Annotated in this window: 15 protein-coding genes; 8 read left to right on the top strand and 7 right to left on the bottom strand. The window is 30.8% G+C overall.

All coding sequences use genetic code 11. The annotated features are described in order from the left end of the window. Nucleotides 1-689 precede the first annotated feature (689 nt). Genes ACQ654_RS01640 through ACQ654_RS01650 form a run of 3 tightly spaced genes read right to left on the bottom strand, consistent with a single transcriptional unit; the run spans nucleotide 690 to nucleotide 4,338 of the window. Nucleotides 690-1,385: a WG repeat-containing protein gene (locus ACQ654_RS01640; RefSeq protein ID WP_430408569.1), complete on the bottom strand. Its 696-nt coding sequence runs from the start codon at nucleotides 1,383-1,385 to the stop codon at nucleotides 690-692. Beyond that, entirely contained in the window at nucleotides 1,382-2,047 is a 666-nt protein-coding gene (locus ACQ654_RS01645) for a tyrosine-protein phosphatase (RefSeq protein ID WP_430408570.1), read from the bottom strand. Before ACQ654_RS01645 ends, ACQ654_RS01640 begins: the two co-directional genes overlap by 4 nt. Beyond that, nucleotides 2,047-4,338 carry a glycosyltransferase gene (locus tag ACQ654_RS01650; RefSeq protein ID WP_430408571.1) on the bottom strand — a complete coding sequence of 764 codons (2,292 nt, stop codon included), beginning with the start codon at nucleotides 4,336-4,338 and terminating at the stop codon, nucleotides 2,047-2,049. Before ACQ654_RS01650 ends, ACQ654_RS01645 begins: the two co-directional genes overlap by 1 nt. A gap of 159 nt (nucleotides 4,339-4,497) precedes the next feature. Here ACQ654_RS01650 and tnpA point away from each other — a divergent pair, with 159 nt between their 5' ends. From tnpA to ACQ654_RS01680, 6 genes are all read left to right on the top strand, one after another. Further along, a complete protein-coding gene (tnpA, locus tag ACQ654_RS01655) occupies nucleotides 4,498-4,848 on the top strand; it encodes an IS66 family insertion sequence element accessory protein TnpA (protein WP_430408572.1) in 351 nt (116 codons plus the stop codon). Then, a complete protein-coding gene (tnpB, locus tag ACQ654_RS01660) occupies nucleotides 4,836-5,189 on the top strand; it encodes an IS66 family insertion sequence element accessory protein TnpB (RefSeq protein WP_430408573.1) in 354 nt (117 codons plus the stop codon). Before tnpA ends, tnpB begins: the two co-directional genes overlap by 13 nt. A 50-nt stretch (nucleotides 5,190-5,239) precedes the next feature. Next, a complete protein-coding gene (locus tag ACQ654_RS01665; protein ID WP_430408574.1) occupies nucleotides 5,240-5,425 on the top strand; it encodes a hypothetical protein in 186 nt (61 codons plus the stop codon). A 93-nt stretch (nucleotides 5,426-5,518) separates the two neighbouring features. Further along, complete coding sequence (locus ACQ654_RS01670) at nucleotides 5,519-6,019, top strand: transposase (RefSeq protein WP_430408575.1); 501 nt, start codon at nucleotides 5,519-5,521, stop codon at nucleotides 6,017-6,019. Nucleotides 6,020-6,045: 26 nt separating this feature from the next. Continuing rightward, complete coding sequence (tnpC, locus tag ACQ654_RS01675) at nucleotides 6,046-6,630, top strand: IS66 family transposase (protein ID WP_430408576.1); 585 nt, start codon at nucleotides 6,046-6,048, stop codon at nucleotides 6,628-6,630. Between the two features lie 779 nt (nucleotides 6,631-7,409). Then, complete coding sequence (locus ACQ654_RS01680; RefSeq protein ID WP_430408577.1) at nucleotides 7,410-8,405, top strand: IS110 family transposase; 996 nt, start codon at nucleotides 7,410-7,412, stop codon at nucleotides 8,403-8,405. Between the two features lie 333 nt (nucleotides 8,406-8,738). Here the strand turns inward: ACQ654_RS01680 and ACQ654_RS01685 are convergent, their stop codons facing one another. The 4 genes from ACQ654_RS01685 to ACQ654_RS01700 form a co-directional block, all read right to left on the bottom strand. After that, nucleotides 8,739-9,260 (bottom strand): hypothetical protein, encoded by a 522-nt coding sequence (locus ACQ654_RS01685; RefSeq protein ID WP_430408578.1) that lies wholly within the window; start codon nucleotides 9,258-9,260, stop codon nucleotides 8,739-8,741. Between the two features lie 32 nt (nucleotides 9,261-9,292). Then, a complete protein-coding gene (locus tag ACQ654_RS01690; RefSeq protein WP_430408579.1) occupies nucleotides 9,293-9,862 on the bottom strand; it encodes a hypothetical protein in 570 nt (189 codons plus the stop codon). A gap of 123 nt (nucleotides 9,863-9,985) precedes the next feature. After that, nucleotides 9,986-11,638, bottom strand: a complete 1,653-nt coding sequence (locus tag ACQ654_RS01695; protein ID WP_430408580.1) for a S8 family serine peptidase — start codon at nucleotides 11,636-11,638, stop codon at nucleotides 9,986-9,988. 127 nt (nucleotides 11,639-11,765) lie between these two features. Next, entirely contained in the window at nucleotides 11,766-13,442 is a 1,677-nt protein-coding gene (locus ACQ654_RS01700) for a helix-turn-helix domain-containing protein (RefSeq protein ID WP_430408581.1), read from the bottom strand. 215 nt (nucleotides 13,443-13,657) lie between these two features. Between ACQ654_RS01700 and ACQ654_RS01705 the strand changes: the two genes are divergently transcribed. Both ACQ654_RS01705 and ACQ654_RS01710 read left to right on the top strand, forming a co-directional pair. After that, nucleotides 13,658-14,146 (top strand): hypothetical protein, encoded by a 489-nt coding sequence (locus ACQ654_RS01705; RefSeq protein ID WP_430408582.1) that lies wholly within the window; start codon nucleotides 13,658-13,660, stop codon nucleotides 14,144-14,146. After that, entirely contained in the window at nucleotides 14,143-14,409 is a 267-nt protein-coding gene (locus ACQ654_RS01710; protein ID WP_430408583.1) for a hypothetical protein, read from the top strand. Before ACQ654_RS01705 ends, ACQ654_RS01710 begins: the two co-directional genes overlap by 4 nt. Nucleotides 14,410-15,067: the final 658 nt, after the last annotated feature.

The raw sequence follows: 15,067 nt of genomic DNA on the forward strand, positions 1-15,067 counted from the left end.
ATTCATCTGTAGATTAAAATCTACATACAGGTATTCCTGCCCTCAAGAGCATGCAATTAAAACACTCACTGTTTCAATAGCGATACATTTGTAGTACGTGAGCTAAATTCGATAGTATGTATAACTAGGAATCAGACACACATCGGTAATTATCAATCAAATGGGAAGTTTAGAAACATCACAAAAATGTGATGCACATGGAGGAAATTATTTAATTAGCTAAGCACATAAAAATCTTACTATAAGTGATAAGTGTATAATAAATCTAAATGCGACTTTTACTTTTAGGTATTTGTTTAAAATTTAGGAATAGGTACTTTTCTTAATCTGAAGTTTTTTAAAACTCTTCTCATAATTAATGGTTTTAATTAATGCTGAAGTAAATATAAGAAAAAAATAATTACAATGTAAGAAAAAAGATAATTTATTAAAATATTGCACTACAATTAGTGAAATAGTAAGCTTTCTGTAAGCTATACTATATTTTCGTTCATAAAGAAATTTATAGCTGAGATTTTTACAAAAGAGAATCTAAAAATAAAGACTCTAAGCCATTTAATAATACTTTGTATTGGGAAAGTACATCTTTGGAAGAACCTTGGATTGAAATCGTGGAAATCAAAAAAAGAATAGGTTTTGTTAATCTAACTTTTGTTCGATATTTTTTTTCATTTCAAAATTGAAAAAAATTACTCCAAAAACTTCCCTTGCTCGTTTATAACTTGCTTTTTCCCTTCTAAATCTGTTACTAAGGCTAATCCATTGTAGAAAGGCTCTATCATTAAAAATCGGTGTTTGTAAATTTCTTTTCCATGTATATCAATATGATGCCAACCTTTTTCATCTTTTGCACATGCAAATCCTTTGTGATACACATTTAAATCGAAGAAATACTTATTGTGGACTTTTGATCCATCATTATAAATATGTGTGAATTTTTCATTTGCCAATTGCACACAGGCAATTCCATTTCTAAAATCTCCAGCATACGTATACTTCTCATCATATAGTGAATTTCCTTTTTCATCAATATGAAAGTAGAAATTATCAAAATCTCTAACTGTACAGACATTTTGTTGATAATTCCCAACCCACTTATAATGCTGATTATAAAGTGGTTTTCCATAAATATCAATATGAAAAGCTCCTTTTTTATTGATCACACCCGCTTTTTCATAGTAATATCCAAAAGTCCTGTCATAACGTTCTTTATAAATTGCCTCTCCTTTGGTATTAATGTGGTAAGCTCCACTTTCATCAAGAACAGCAGCGAGTCCTTCTTTATGAAAGTTAAGCGCGTTCAAAAATGCATGACTAAAAAGAGGTTTTCCTTTATATAGATATTGGGTTTGTGATGTATTTACTGTTATATCAGAATAGTTCATTTCGTAATTCTTGCTTTTAGTTTTTTAAACAAAATATTATTAACGCCACAAGACTCTAAATACGACTGTATAGTTCCGTGCTCATTCACAACATCCAAGAAAATTTGAAGGTTTTCTTTTTTTGTATCTGATTCAGATGCGAGATAATCACTTAAAAGAACTTCATAATTTGACTCAGAAACTAAATGCAGTATGGTGGCAATGATTCCAGTTCGATCTTTCCCTGCATGACAGTGAAATAAAATATTTTGTTCACTTTCAGCAATTGTTTTTACAACTTTATATATGGATTGTTTACATCCGCTACTAAAAAAACGATATGCTATTTCGACATTACTTCCATGTGCATATTTTTCTTTAAACTCTTGTGATTGATTCCAAGGATCAAAAGCCGCAGTTATATATTTTATATCTTTCAGATGTAAATTCGTAAATGGTGCTTCCATCACTTCTCTTGGCGCTCTTAAATCAATAATTACTTTTATATTTCTCTCAATTATAAAATTTTTATACGCTTCAAAAGGTTGTATCAAAGTAGGACAACTTCCTCTGTATATCTTTTGTTTGTGTATTTTGCTATTATAAGTAGCTAAATCCCTGTAATTCCAAAAATGATCTCTTTTGTTTATAGCTTCTTTTACTATTGGTAAATATAAATACATTAACATGGCTTTCTCATATTACAACTTTGACAAAGTGCATTTGATTTATAGTTTTTCACCAAATTTCTATACTGCTCACTTTTCACGACTTCAGCTATTGAAGTTTCTTTAATATTTCCAAAATCCCCTAATGATTGTCTTAATTCATCTGGAGCACAACATGGCGATATTTTTCCAGTGGCAGAAATCCACAATTCTTTATCCAAAAAAGGACATTCGTATGTTGTAGTCACCTGTTTTTCTTTATGAATTGTAAGCGGTGTAATATTTTCCAATACTACTTTTTCTCCGTTAGGTTTTAAATATGTATTTACTGTATGATGTGCTTCGCTTACATAGGTATTCCATGTTGATATGCTTTGATCAGAATACTGCATTGATAAATGTTTTATTTCATCAAAATGTGCCCAAAGTTGATGTCCTTTTACTCTATCTACTCCTAAAGATGCTGCAAGTTTTATAATATCACTTAGTTCGTGCATATTATTTTGCATAAATGTGAGTTGAAATGTTACGCGACAATACGTTCCTGTTTTTTCATGAAAAGAATCTCGATATGCTATGAAAGTTTTTACATTCTCTATGGTTGTATCAAAATCAATACCTTTCATTACTGTTGAAGCAGTTGTTGAAGTCGCGCCATTCCAACTAATCTTCACATCTGTTGTAATGGGTACAATAAGTTTTGCCCATTCTAACACCGATTTTTTAGGAAATGTTCCATTTGTTGTTAAATTGATTTTTAATTCTTTAGAAGAAGCTAATTTTAATAACGCATCAAATTCTTTGTATAAAAGCGGTTCTCCCATAGTGGACGGAATGATCTCTTTAATTCCTAAACCCTTTGCTTGTTCTAGAATTGAAGTGACCATCTCAAAATTCATTCTTCTTCGTTTTATTCCCGTTGTTTTATATAGATTGGAAATAAAATTACTGTAAGGACTATGCTCTTCACACATAATACAGCTAAGGTTACAATCTTCAGGATTTGTATCTATCGTAATCCGCCATAATTTTGTGTCAAGTTGACTTTTATATATATCTTCAAGAATTTCACAATGCGTATCTATAGAAACTACTTTACCATCTTCACTATACAGATACCCTTGTTTTCCTAGTACTTTCATTTCATTCGGGTTATTTATGGCATATAACATCTTGACATATAAATCTTCATGGTTTCTATGTTCAAATAATAATCCGTTTAATTTGTGATGAACATATTCTTTCATACCTCCGTAATTCGCAGTTATTACAGGAATGTGACAGGCTTGCGCTTCGTGAATTACTAATGGGGAGTTCTCTGCCCAAATGGATGGAACTACAATACAATCCACTTTTGAAAACACTTCTCTGACTATATTTTCATTCTTATATTCAGGTAGAAATTCAATTTTATTCTTTGAACTCGATGCAAGTAATCGGAGCGCTTTGGTGCTTTGACCTCTATCTCGTCCGTAGATAAGTAATTGCGCTGATTTCTCAATCTTTTTAAAAGCCTCTATTAAAAGATTGATCCCTTTTGCAGGAATATGTGTTCCTATATAACCAAATGTGAAAGGACGCTCTGTATTATTTTCATCGGGTTTTAAATAGCTAGTATCAAAGCCATAATCTAAATATTGAATTTTATTTGATGGTATATTAAAATCATTAATAAAACGATTCCTTAGATAGTTTGCAGGAGCTATAAAAGTCGATACTTTATCTATAATAGATTTGGTTTCATTCATACGTCTTTCTATCCAATGAGTCCATTGATCCATATCAATCTCCTCTTCTTCTTTCTTTCCACTAAAGTATACACGATAACAATCAGAAGCACATTTGGTATGATCTTGTTTGTTACAAACTTGATAGTTGTTCTCTTGACCAATACTACGTGTTAAAAACTGACCCCTAGGGCACATTAACCAAAAATCATGAAGTGTAAATACAATAGGTATGGAGTGTTTATACAAGACATCAATAATACCCGTTGATAAATGATTTAAATGACCTACATGCGAGATATCTGGCTGCAAATCTTGAATAAGATTTTCGAATATCTCGTCAATTGCAGAATGTTTATAGCCATCTTTACTCTGCGGATTGTTTATATAATAAATGACTAAATTCTGATTCCGTTTTTCTTGTCGAATTTCAAAATCTGGACGATACACATTTTCTTCTCTTGTAAATACGGTAACACGATATTTTTTTGATAATTCTTTTGTAATAGCTTCACTATAAACTTCTGATCCCGCATTATATAAAGGTGGAAAACCGTGTATAATTTTAAGTATGTGCATGATGTAAAATTCCGATTCTTAATATTCAATAAAAACTCAAAAAATATAAGAATAATTTTTTATTTATTAATTATATACCTTAATTAAAGTAAAGAAATTTCGTAACCCTTCGGTAAATCACGTATTGTAAAGAAATGATTTCAATTGTATTTTGGCTAGATGAAAAACACAAAGACACAGCAGCGTATGTTTGCTTTGGTAGCCAAGCTTTATTCGGAGGATATCAGCAAGAAAGATTTTTGCAAGCGTGAATCTCTGAATTATCACACATTTTCGTATTGGATAAGACGCTATCGTAGTTTTCATGGACTACTTAAAGGCGAAACGACTTCTACAAACGATACATTTCCAAATGAGTTCATTCCCATAGATATTGAAACTTCTATTGACAGTATTGACTCAACAATTACCATTGCATACCCCAATGGAGTTAGTCTGCATTTAGATTCTTTTTCATTAACCAAACAAACGGCAGTTTGCTTGCAAAAGTTGATCTCATGTTTGGATTAGGCGTTTCCCATCGGTATCATTTGTATCGTCATCCTACTGACATGCGCAAGAGTTTTGATAGTCTAGCAGGCATCATTCAAAAAGAATTACAGGCTTCTGCCCAAGATGGGACTGCTTACATTTTCATCAACAAATCCCGTGATAAGGTCAAAATATTACAATGGCAAGCAGGTGGTTTTGTTCTGTATTATAAACGGTTGGAATCGGGTCGTTTTGAATTACCTGCCTATGATGAAGCTGTCACCAGTATTAAGCTAAGTTATTCTCAATTGGTGCTATTGATTGATGGAGTTTCTATAGCCCATGTTCGCGGTAAAAAACGGTATAAATTACCTGCATAAATTGGATAAAAACGTTGTGATTTATCTATAATATTAGTACCTTTTTTTTTGTGAAAAATGCTACTGATACTACCGAAGAAACTGCTTATGTCTCCAAGAAAGAGTATGACGATTTGTTGGAAAAGTACAGGGAATTAGAACGACAATTAACAGAATTAAAACGCCTGATTTTTGGAAGTAAAAGTGAGCGTTTTGTCTCCACAGCTTTGCCTGGTCAATTAGGATTATTTGGTTAAGCATCGCAAGAGTCATCTTCTGATGCTGAAAAAGAGGTCTTACGACAGACAAAAGTAAAGGCTACGCCAAAGAAAGTAGCCAAGCGAGCGATATTGCCTGCGCATCTTCCAAGAGTCGAAGAAATCATCGAACCAGAACATCTTGCACAAGACAGTGTTAAAATAGGAGAAGAAGTGACTGAAATCTTGGAATACAATCCTGCCAAGCTTTTTGTTCGCAGAATTGTACGTCCAAAATACGCTTTAAAAGATCACGCTGGAGTTATTATAGGCGAACTTCCAAGTCTACCACTTCCAAAGTCCAATGCAGGTTCGGGACTCTTAGCGCATATTTTAGTGAGTAAATTTGTGGATCACCTTCCTTTTTATAGACAACGACAGATATTTAAACGACAGCAATATAGGGTGAGTGATGCAACCTTATCAGGATGGTTCAATGCGGCTACTTCACTACTAGAACCGCTATATGATGTGTTGACTAAAGAGCTATTGAAAAGTAACTATCTACAAGTTGATGAATCGCCAATTGGTGTTCAAGACAGTCATAAGAAAGGAAGTCTACACACAGGATATCATTATATCATGCTCCTGTAGAAGGCTTGGTATTGTTTAAATATGATGTGACTCGGTCTATAAAGCCGCCACAGGCATTACTTAAAAACTATAAAGGAATGCTACAATCCGATGGATACAAGGTCTATCAAAATCTAGCTACTGCAAAAGAGTTGAAACTACTCTCTTGTATGGCACATGCCAGACGATACTTTGAAAAAGCATTTGATAATGATTATGCAAGAGCCAGCTATGCTATGGAGCAGTTCCAAAAATTGTATGGCTTAGAAGCTAATATTAGAGAACATAATGCCACTTCAGAAGTAATCAAACGCTATCGAAATCGCTATGCCAAACCCATACTCGATTCCTTCTATGATTGGTTAGTAGCGCAACAGTTGCAATTATTACCCAAAAGTGCCATCTCAAAAGCAGTCTCATACACACTTCGCTTATGGAAACATCTAATCGGGTACTTAGAAGATGGAAAGTATTTAATTGATAATAACAAAATAGAAAATACCATCAGACCACTTGCGTTAGGGCGAAAAAACTATCTCCTTGCAGGATCGCACAAGGCAGCACAAAAAGCTGCCATGATGTATTCTTTCTTTGCCACTTGTAAAATAAACGATGTAGAACCATTTGCTTAGCTACATGATATCTTTAAAAGAATCCCTGAACATAAAGCAAATAAGTTACACGAATTACTGCCACAAAATTGGAAAAATAATAGCACTCAAAAGTGTTAAGGAAATGACGTTTTAGTAACAAAACTATCTAAATCTTAAGAATCTAGTAAAATCCCACACCTATATGAATACTTGAAAAACTTATAACGCTACCTACCAACACCTTACAAATATCTATATCTCATTTTATGTAAAATACAGCATCTAACCCTAGACGTAGAAGACCGAATGCTTACTTATCATTTAACGATTAGCTGAAATAAAGATCAAAAACGAATTTATTACTCTATGAAAAATATGCAAATCTACTATTGAAAATCTACTCATCACTTAGCAGTTAGTGGAAAATCAAACTCATCGTTAAACAATAAGTTGAAAAGAAAACCAAAAACTAATTCATTACTTCGTGAAAATTTTGAAAACTACTATTGAAAAATCGGCTTATTACTTAGCTGTTGGTGAAAAATCGAGCTTATCGTTAAACCTTTAGATTAGCACCTGCAAATAATTCATAAATCAAAAGTCAATTATTGTAATTTTCTACACCTTTAAAATATTATTTTAAAGGTGTAGAAAATGAAAAAAAAGAACGGAGTGAACTTTTCGTTAAGCTAGCTTAATGAGCTATTCATCGTATTAGTCTCCGTTCTTTATAACTGGTTACTAAGAACCATATAGAATTTCAGGATACTCCTTTTAAAGGTCTTAGTTTATGTAACCATATCTAATCAATCAAATGTATGAAAATAAAAGAAATTGTAGGTATTGATGTTAGCAAGCTAACAATTGATGTTTGTATTCACTTTAATCAATTAAATGAATGTTTTGAAAACAATTCAAAAGGTTTTGCACGAATGCTTATTTGGATAAAGAAGAACATTACTTTAGTTCAAAAACAAACACTATTTGTATTCGAGCATACGGGGATTTATTCACATCAACTTGCTGATTTTCTTGAAAAAGAAAATCTACTTTTTTCCATTGTTCCTGGACTAGAAATAAAAAGATCTCTAGGAATAACTCGTGGTAAGAGTGACCAAGTAGATGCTAAAAGAATTGCACTGTATGGATATCGTTTAAGAGATGAACTTAAACCTAGTACTAACACCTGTTTAAAGATTAAAAAGCTCCATGCACTATTAACATTACGTTCAAGATTAGTTAAACAGAGAGCAGGATTCAAAAGCTCCATGAATGAACAAAAATCAATACTGAATAAAAAAGATTTTGGTGTCTTATTTAAAATCCAGCAGGAATTGATTGATAATCTAACAGCTCAGATAATTATAATTGAAGAACAAATGGAGATAATTGTAAAACAGGATTTAGAACTTACATCTATTTTTGATTTAGTAACTAGCATTAGCGGAATTGGACCACAAGCTGCCTATATGATAATCGTTTATACTAATAATTTTAAGAAGTTCAAGACTTGGAGAAAATTTGCTTCCTATTCAGGTATTGCACCTTTTCCATATCAATCTGGAACCAGCATACGAAAGCAAACAAGGGTATCTCATTTAGCCAATAAAGAAATTAAAGTTATTCTCAATATGTGCGCAATGTCAGCGATACGATTTAACCCTGAAATGAAAAAATACTATCAGAAAAGAGTCAAAGAGGGCAAAAATAAAATGAGCACTTTGAATATTATTAGAAACAAGTTGGTCGCTAGGGTTTTTGCTATTGTAGAAAGAGGAACACCGTATGTAAACACTCTAAAATATACTTCCTGAATTTATTCGGTAAGCTTAAATAATAAAGAAAAATCAACTCACTGTTAAGTAGTAAGCTAAAATTTAGATACAAAACGAACTCATCATTAAGTAAATAGTGAAGAATTTAGTTTTTCATATCAACTTATCGCTAAAGAACAAGTTGAAAAAATTCACTCATCACTTAGTGATTAGTTGTGAAAATAAATGGATTTTTATTTGCTTTTATCATAGAATACGATGAGCTGAAAAATCAAACCAAGTGATCAGGTAAAACAAAAAACTCCAATCAATACAATTGAAGCTTTCAAGAGTTCGCTTAATTTTAGCTTTACGATAAATTAAAAAATGAAACTACTCTGTAATAGTGAATGTTTTCATGATGGTAATAGCATCATTATAATACGTATCAAAATATTCTACTTTTGCTACATAAGCTACTCTATAGACATATCTTTTGTACTTATAAAACTGGTATATACAATTATATGTAGTTTCGCCATATTGAGAATCATATGTTAATACAATACTATGACCATATTTGGTAGTAGCTGTATACATTTTCATATTTGAAATATGGCTAAATCTTCTATTGAGTTGATCTGTAATAACCGTTTTTAAGTCTTTACTTGTTGGTTCTTTACTTTTATAAGCAGAAACATTGTTATAAATGTATTCTTTTCCAATATCCATTAAATCAATTGGAGTATAATTCAAAACACCGTGAAAACCATGAAATGTCCAATTGGGTAGTTTTTGCAACGTAAAACCCTCAGACAATTCAGTAAACAGCTTTTCGTCTTGCAATTGTTCCTTTAAAGAAGTACAGCTTGTGGCTAGTAGTAAAAAGATAGAAAGTATTAGAAACCTACGCATAGATCTGTTTATATAGTTAATACGACTTTTAATCATTTCACTTTTTTGAGTTTTGAAAACAGTTGTTGAATATTTTGTAGCAGCTGTTTATTGATTCCTTTATTGGATGTATAAAAAGTATCTCTAAAAATAAGAGTTCCAGTAGCAGTTTCAATAATAACAACTTCCATTTCAGAAGATTTAACTGTTTCAAACCTGTCAAATACAGATCCCAACTTCGGTTTAAAAGAAAGAAGTATAACATGTTTTTCATTGGAATTTTGAAAGTATGATAGCAACTCATTTGATAGCACAAGCTTTTCACTAGCATCCGCAGTAAACATGTTTTCAATGTTAGTTAAGTTAGCATTACTTACAGGTATCTTTTTTGATATGTTATATCTTTTAGCATCCACCGTAAACAAAGAGTCTACACCAAAATGTATATACTTCTTAAAGCTTTGTATTCGTTTGGAACTTGAAGTGTTTGTATTGGTATCAAAAACAGGTGCTACATATGCAAAGCTTGTAGCTTCTCTTAGCTTTTCTTTGTTGTGTATAGTGTGCATAGACGAACAGCCTAGAATCACAGCGCAAATGGCGATGTATAGTATTTTTTTCATATTCATCATTTCCCGCGCAGGCAGGAATCTCTTTAATTATTATTTTTTACATTCCTGTGAAGACAAGAATCTGCTTTTTTTATTAAATTATTAATGTAGTTAACTGAGTTTGTCGAAGTAAGACTATTTCTTCTTCTTTTTAGAAACCTTTTCTGCCATCAGCAACGCATTATAGGCGTTTACTATTTTACCCGATTTTGATAGCGAACTAAACGGAACCAATTCTTTCTCCTCACTTAAAGATGGTTTGTTAACCATAATATCATACGAAACACCCGATTCCATAATGATTTGTTTTACTTCGGAAGCGGATAAGTTTGGATAATAGGAACGGATTAGTGCAGCAACTCCACTAACAATTGGAGCTGAATAAGATGTACCACTAGCATAATCAAATTCATCAATATTTTTAGTCGTATAAATATATTCACCAGGTGCAAATATATCAACACTTTCTTTTCCGTAATTGGAATAATCTGAAACTAAATATTCATTTGCTAATGGAGTACTAGAGCCGATTAGCATAAAATTATTCAAAATTTCCTCGCTTTTTTCATTAACATCATTTGGATAGTACGTTTCAAAATCAAGATTCTTGTTATAATTACCAGCCGAACAAATAATAATAACATCCTTCTTTTCCGCATATTTTAGTGCTTCTTTTACCCAATCTGATTTTAGTGAAAAGTATTTAGTGAAGGTGATATTAATAATTTTAGCTCCATTATCTACAGCATATCTAATACCTAGAGCAATATCTTTATCATGCTCGTCTCCAGAAGGAGAAATGCTAATCATCATTATTTTTGAAGTATTGGTAACTCCTTTACTACCATAATTATTCGTTCGATTAGCTGTTATTGCACCAACTACTTTGATCGAATGTGTATGCTTAGGATTGATAGTATCTGAAAAAACTATTGGGTTTCCATAATAGTCATTTAAATCATTAGGGTTATCATTGATGATTGCTCTTTCTTTGTAAGCTTGATTAAAGTAAATATCTAAATGGTTTCTTTCTCTTTTATATCTATTCTCATACCATTTTTCATTAGATTTATATTCTTTGAGGAAAATCAACCTCACATTACTAATAGAATCTTTACTAATTTTTAATATGCTATCAATCTGAGAAATATTTATAGCAGTTTCTGGATAAAGTTTCGTAAATTCTTTTTCATATTTTAGTTTCAAATTTGAAAGTGAATCTAAATATGATAAATTTTGATTTATTATTGATAGCTCTTCTTCAAGTGCTTTATTAGCTTTTTCATAAATATCAAAACTCAATGTATCTGTTACTGATTCCCTTTTTTTATTCTTAAATAATGGGTCAAATTTTCTAATTATTCTTATAAACTCATAGTTAGCAACATATTCTTGATTCCCATTTTTATTTCCTAAAAAATTCCATCCATGAATATCATCAATATATCCGTTCTTATCATCATCAATATTATTTTTCGCAACTTCATTTTTATTTATCCATAAAAAACCACTTAAATCTTTATTTCCATTTATTAATCTAGTATCTAAAACTGCAATAATTGTAGTATCGACTTTTTTGTTTGTTAATAATTTATATGCTTTATCTAAACTGATTCCTGCTATTGAATCATCTTCAATGTCTTTATGTAACCAATCAGACCAATCTTGGTTGGAAAGCTTTTTCTTGGATACTGAACTTTTGATTGGTGAAAATTTTATTTGATTTTGTGAGACACTAGAATAGCTTACGAAATGAAATAGGGTACAATAAATGAATAATAGCTTCATCTGAATTAATTTTAGAAGTAAATGTATAATGATTTAGTGAAGAAAAATAATATTCTATAGCATTTACAAGAACGTTTTCAATGAAAGCGTACTATAAAAAGACTGCTGTAAATAATTGATTTTACAGTTATTCTATGCTTTTATTTAGTTCGTTTATAAAATAGGAAGGATAAAGACCTGTTTTTTTCTTAAATACATTAGAAAATGCCCTGCCAGTTTTAAACCCAATTTCTTTTCCAATTGCATCTATACTATATTTTCTAAACGATTCATCCATTTTTAATTTATGGATGACATAATCGATTCTTAAATCATTTATATAATTTGTAAAAGTTTTTTGATGAAAGTAATTAACAACTTTAGATAAATATCTAGAATTTGTTCTTAATTTTTTTGAAGTGTATACTAGAGATATATTTGGGCTTAGGAATTTTTCTTTTTCTTCAAATTGTTTCAGTTTTTTCAAAATAGTATTAACTAACTCTTCACCAAGATCAATAGATTCTTTTGAAATAACCTCATTATTTTTTTTTGGACTTTGTACTTGATTTAATAGTTCTTGAAATTTTAGATTATCTCTCTTTCTCTTGAAATAGTTATAAATTAATCCAATCGAAATAGAGAAAATAATAATTGATAATATATAAATATAACTTATGTTAGTTTTATCTTTTTCCTTCAATTTATTAATTAGGATATCTCTATTCTTTAATAAAATAGGAGTTTCAAATTCATCATAAATAGTCTTGCTCAGGATTTTATAGTTTACGTTTATCACACTATCCATGCGTAAAAGGCGATTCGTATAAAATAATTCTTTCTCACTGTTTTTATTGATTTTATGATAGTCAATTAGATATTTATATCCTTTTCTACAAAAAGGAATTAAAATATCTGTTTTTATTAAAATTGAGTCCATTTTCATGAAATATCTCATAGCTTCTTCTCTTTTAGTCAATTTATCATATGAAGCTCCTAAAAAGTAATATGAAGAAACAATATTAAGTGTGTCATTTTCTTTGTTAAACTGATTTAAAGATCTTTTAAAATAAGGTATAGCTTTTTCATAACTTGAATTAAAAAAGTTATTGACACCATTTAAAAATATAAATTCATTTTCATAATAGTCAGTTTTAGTTTCCTTAGACTTTATAAAACCTAATTGATTATAAAATTTTGCAGAATCAATATTTTTCAAATGTGAATGTATATATGATAAGTCATAAATTACACTATAATAATAAGGCGTGGAATCAAGTTGTTTTATATGATTCCAAACATCGCGAGTATATTCTAAAGCCCCTGTGAAATCTCTTATTTGACTTTTATACAATCCAATATTCGATTTCATTAAATACATAAGGTTGATATTACCTCCTTTTTTTGCAGCTTCATGAGCTAATAAGTAAAAATCCAAAGATTTTTTGTATTCACGCTTATCATCATGTAACCCACCTTTTATTGAATAAGCCATACAAGGAACTAACCAACCATTAAGATTTTTAGAATAATTTATAGACTTGTCTAAATAAATATTTTGTAATTCAAGATCATTTACCGTGCTAGATAAATAAAGATAACCTTCTGCTATGTAAAGAGAATCTCCTTCATTGATTGCTTTAGATAAATATGTTTTTGCATATAAATTAGCTTTGTTTATTGAGTTCTTTTCTAAAGAAGAGTAAATATTATTTTGAAGCCCCAAATAGCTTCTATTTGTCAATGAATCTGGAATAGTAAATTCTTGTGACAAGCAGTTTTGAATTAAAAGTAAAAGACCAAGAAAAGTCAAATATCTATACATAAATCCTAAATTTTTCTATTTCAAAATATTTATTATAAAAATACTTTTAAGCGTCTGTTAGTTAGTTCCTTACGGGTTGTTGTTATAAGTGCATTTTACGTGAAAACGTACATGTATAATTTGTATAAACTTCTCGATATAGTCAAATTTACGCCATCAAAAAAATCTGACAACGAAAGTAACGGATTAATTTTAATTATTCAAAAACAGCAAACATGGCATTAGAAAATTTAATCAGTATTGAGTTTACCAATGAAGAACTCACACAATTGGATGCACACTTAGATGGCATACAACAAGTACTCACAGGAAAAACCGTAAACCTTACACCAGACCAACGCAGACAGTACGGAAGTATTGGCAACCAGAACAAACTCATTGTAGATAAAGCAAAAAACTACATGGAACAACACCCAAATTGGATTCCTAATTTTGTAGATAAAGAAGAGTTTGACAAAGACTACAACGCACGCCAACAAATGGAACAACGTACACAACGACTACAAAATCTTTCACAGCAATTAATAGACACCAAAACATTATTAGATCACGATAACTATACCAACTCCCTAAGTTTTTATCGAATGATGCGCTACCTATCAGGTGAAAATGAAGCGGGTGCAAAAACGGTGTTTGAAGATATGAAAGTGCTTTTTAGTAAAAGTGCAAGAACTGCTGATACAGAAGAAGAAACAGGCACATGATTACCAAAAAACAAGGCAAAAAACTAAAGGAAGTACTAGGATATCATTATACAGCTGGTGTTTTAAAAATTTTAAAACAAAAGAAAATAACTAGCAATAGAGGTAAGCCCTACGGTACATCCATGATTCGGAATGTATTTAATGGACTCAATGAAAATGTAAAAATTGAAAATGCCATATTAGAACTTTTCACCCAAACTATTGAAAAAAGTGAAAAACGAGAAGCTCTAAAAAATGAATTACTAGATATGGATGATACTTAAAGCTTTCTTTATGGTTCATTGTCCAAAATATGAGGTTCTAAACCATATAAATACGGTTATAAGATAGGTTCATTTAGGTTATTTGTACAATCATTAAGGTTGTTTACAAGTTATTTGTGGTTCTGTAAAGGTAAAAAGCGGTTCCGCATAGGTACAAAGCGGTTCAGTAACGAATATAAAGGGTTCCGAACCCAAAAAAAGGGGTTCGTTTAGGGGGTACACCCCTTACAGCACCTAATAAAAGCGGTAAGTAACCACAAATAAATGGTACATAACCGCATCAAAACAGTTCCGAGAGGGCTAACAACTAGTAAACAACCGCTTTGAAATAGTAATGAACCGTAATTAATGATAAACCAACGTAAAAAAGAATGAATTGTGAAATGCCGATAGATACTGAATCGAGTTCAGTACATGGGTTTAGCATGACGCTTTGAGAAAAGAAGACACAAACTCCGTTTTGCAACGGAGTTTACTAAAAAACGCTCACCAAAGCGAGCGTTTTATATAAAAAATAAGCAGTTGCCTATTTGATTGTGGAAAAATCAAATATACAAAATTTTAAGATTAGTATCACGGCAACTGTTTTTTACAAGGAATGCTTTTCCTTTTGGTAATGTGAAGCTAGTATTGAGATCAGAGATTGAAAAAACCTTAA

The organism is Kordia sp. (assembly GCF_965283645.1).
GTDB lineage: Bacteria > Bacteroidota > Bacteroidia > Flavobacteriales > Flavobacteriaceae > Kordia.

Coding starts and splice junctions, on each gene's coding strand:
- ACQ654_RS01680 (WP_430408577.1), top strand. CDS start 7,410: ATGAAAATAAAAGAAATTGTAGGTATTGATGTTAGCAAGCTAACAATT.
- ACQ654_RS01695 (WP_430408580.1), bottom strand. CDS start 11,638: ATGAAGCTATTATTCATTTATTGTACCCTATTTCATTTCGTAAGCTAT.
- ACQ654_RS01705 (WP_430408582.1), top strand. CDS start 13,658: ATGGCATTAGAAAATTTAATCAGTATTGAGTTTACCAATGAAGAACTC.
- ACQ654_RS01640 (WP_430408569.1), bottom strand. CDS start 1,385: ATGAACTATTCTGATATAACAGTAAATACATCACAAACCCAATATCTA.
- tnpA (WP_430408572.1), top strand. CDS start 4,498: ATGAAAAACACAAAGACACAGCAGCGTATGTTTGCTTTGGTAGCCAAG.
- ACQ654_RS01710 (WP_430408583.1), top strand. CDS start 14,143: ATGATTACCAAAAAACAAGGCAAAAAACTAAAGGAAGTACTAGGATAT.
- ACQ654_RS01700 (WP_430408581.1), bottom strand. CDS start 13,442: ATGTATAGATATTTGACTTTTCTTGGTCTTTTACTTTTAATTCAAAAC.
- tnpB (WP_430408573.1), top strand. CDS start 4,836: ATGTTTGGATTAGGCGTTTCCCATCGGTATCATTTGTATCGTCATCCT.
- ACQ654_RS01690 (WP_430408579.1), bottom strand. CDS start 9,862: ATGAAAAAAATACTATACATCGCCATTTGCGCTGTGATTCTAGGCTGT.
- ACQ654_RS01645 (WP_430408570.1), bottom strand. CDS start 2,047: ATGTATTTATATTTACCAATAGTAAAAGAAGCTATAAACAAAAGAGAT.
- ACQ654_RS01650 (WP_430408571.1), bottom strand. CDS start 4,338: ATGCACATACTTAAAATTATACACGGTTTTCCACCTTTATATAATGCG.
- ACQ654_RS01685 (WP_430408578.1), bottom strand. CDS start 9,260: ATGCGTAGGTTTCTAATACTTTCTATCTTTTTACTACTAGCCACAAGC.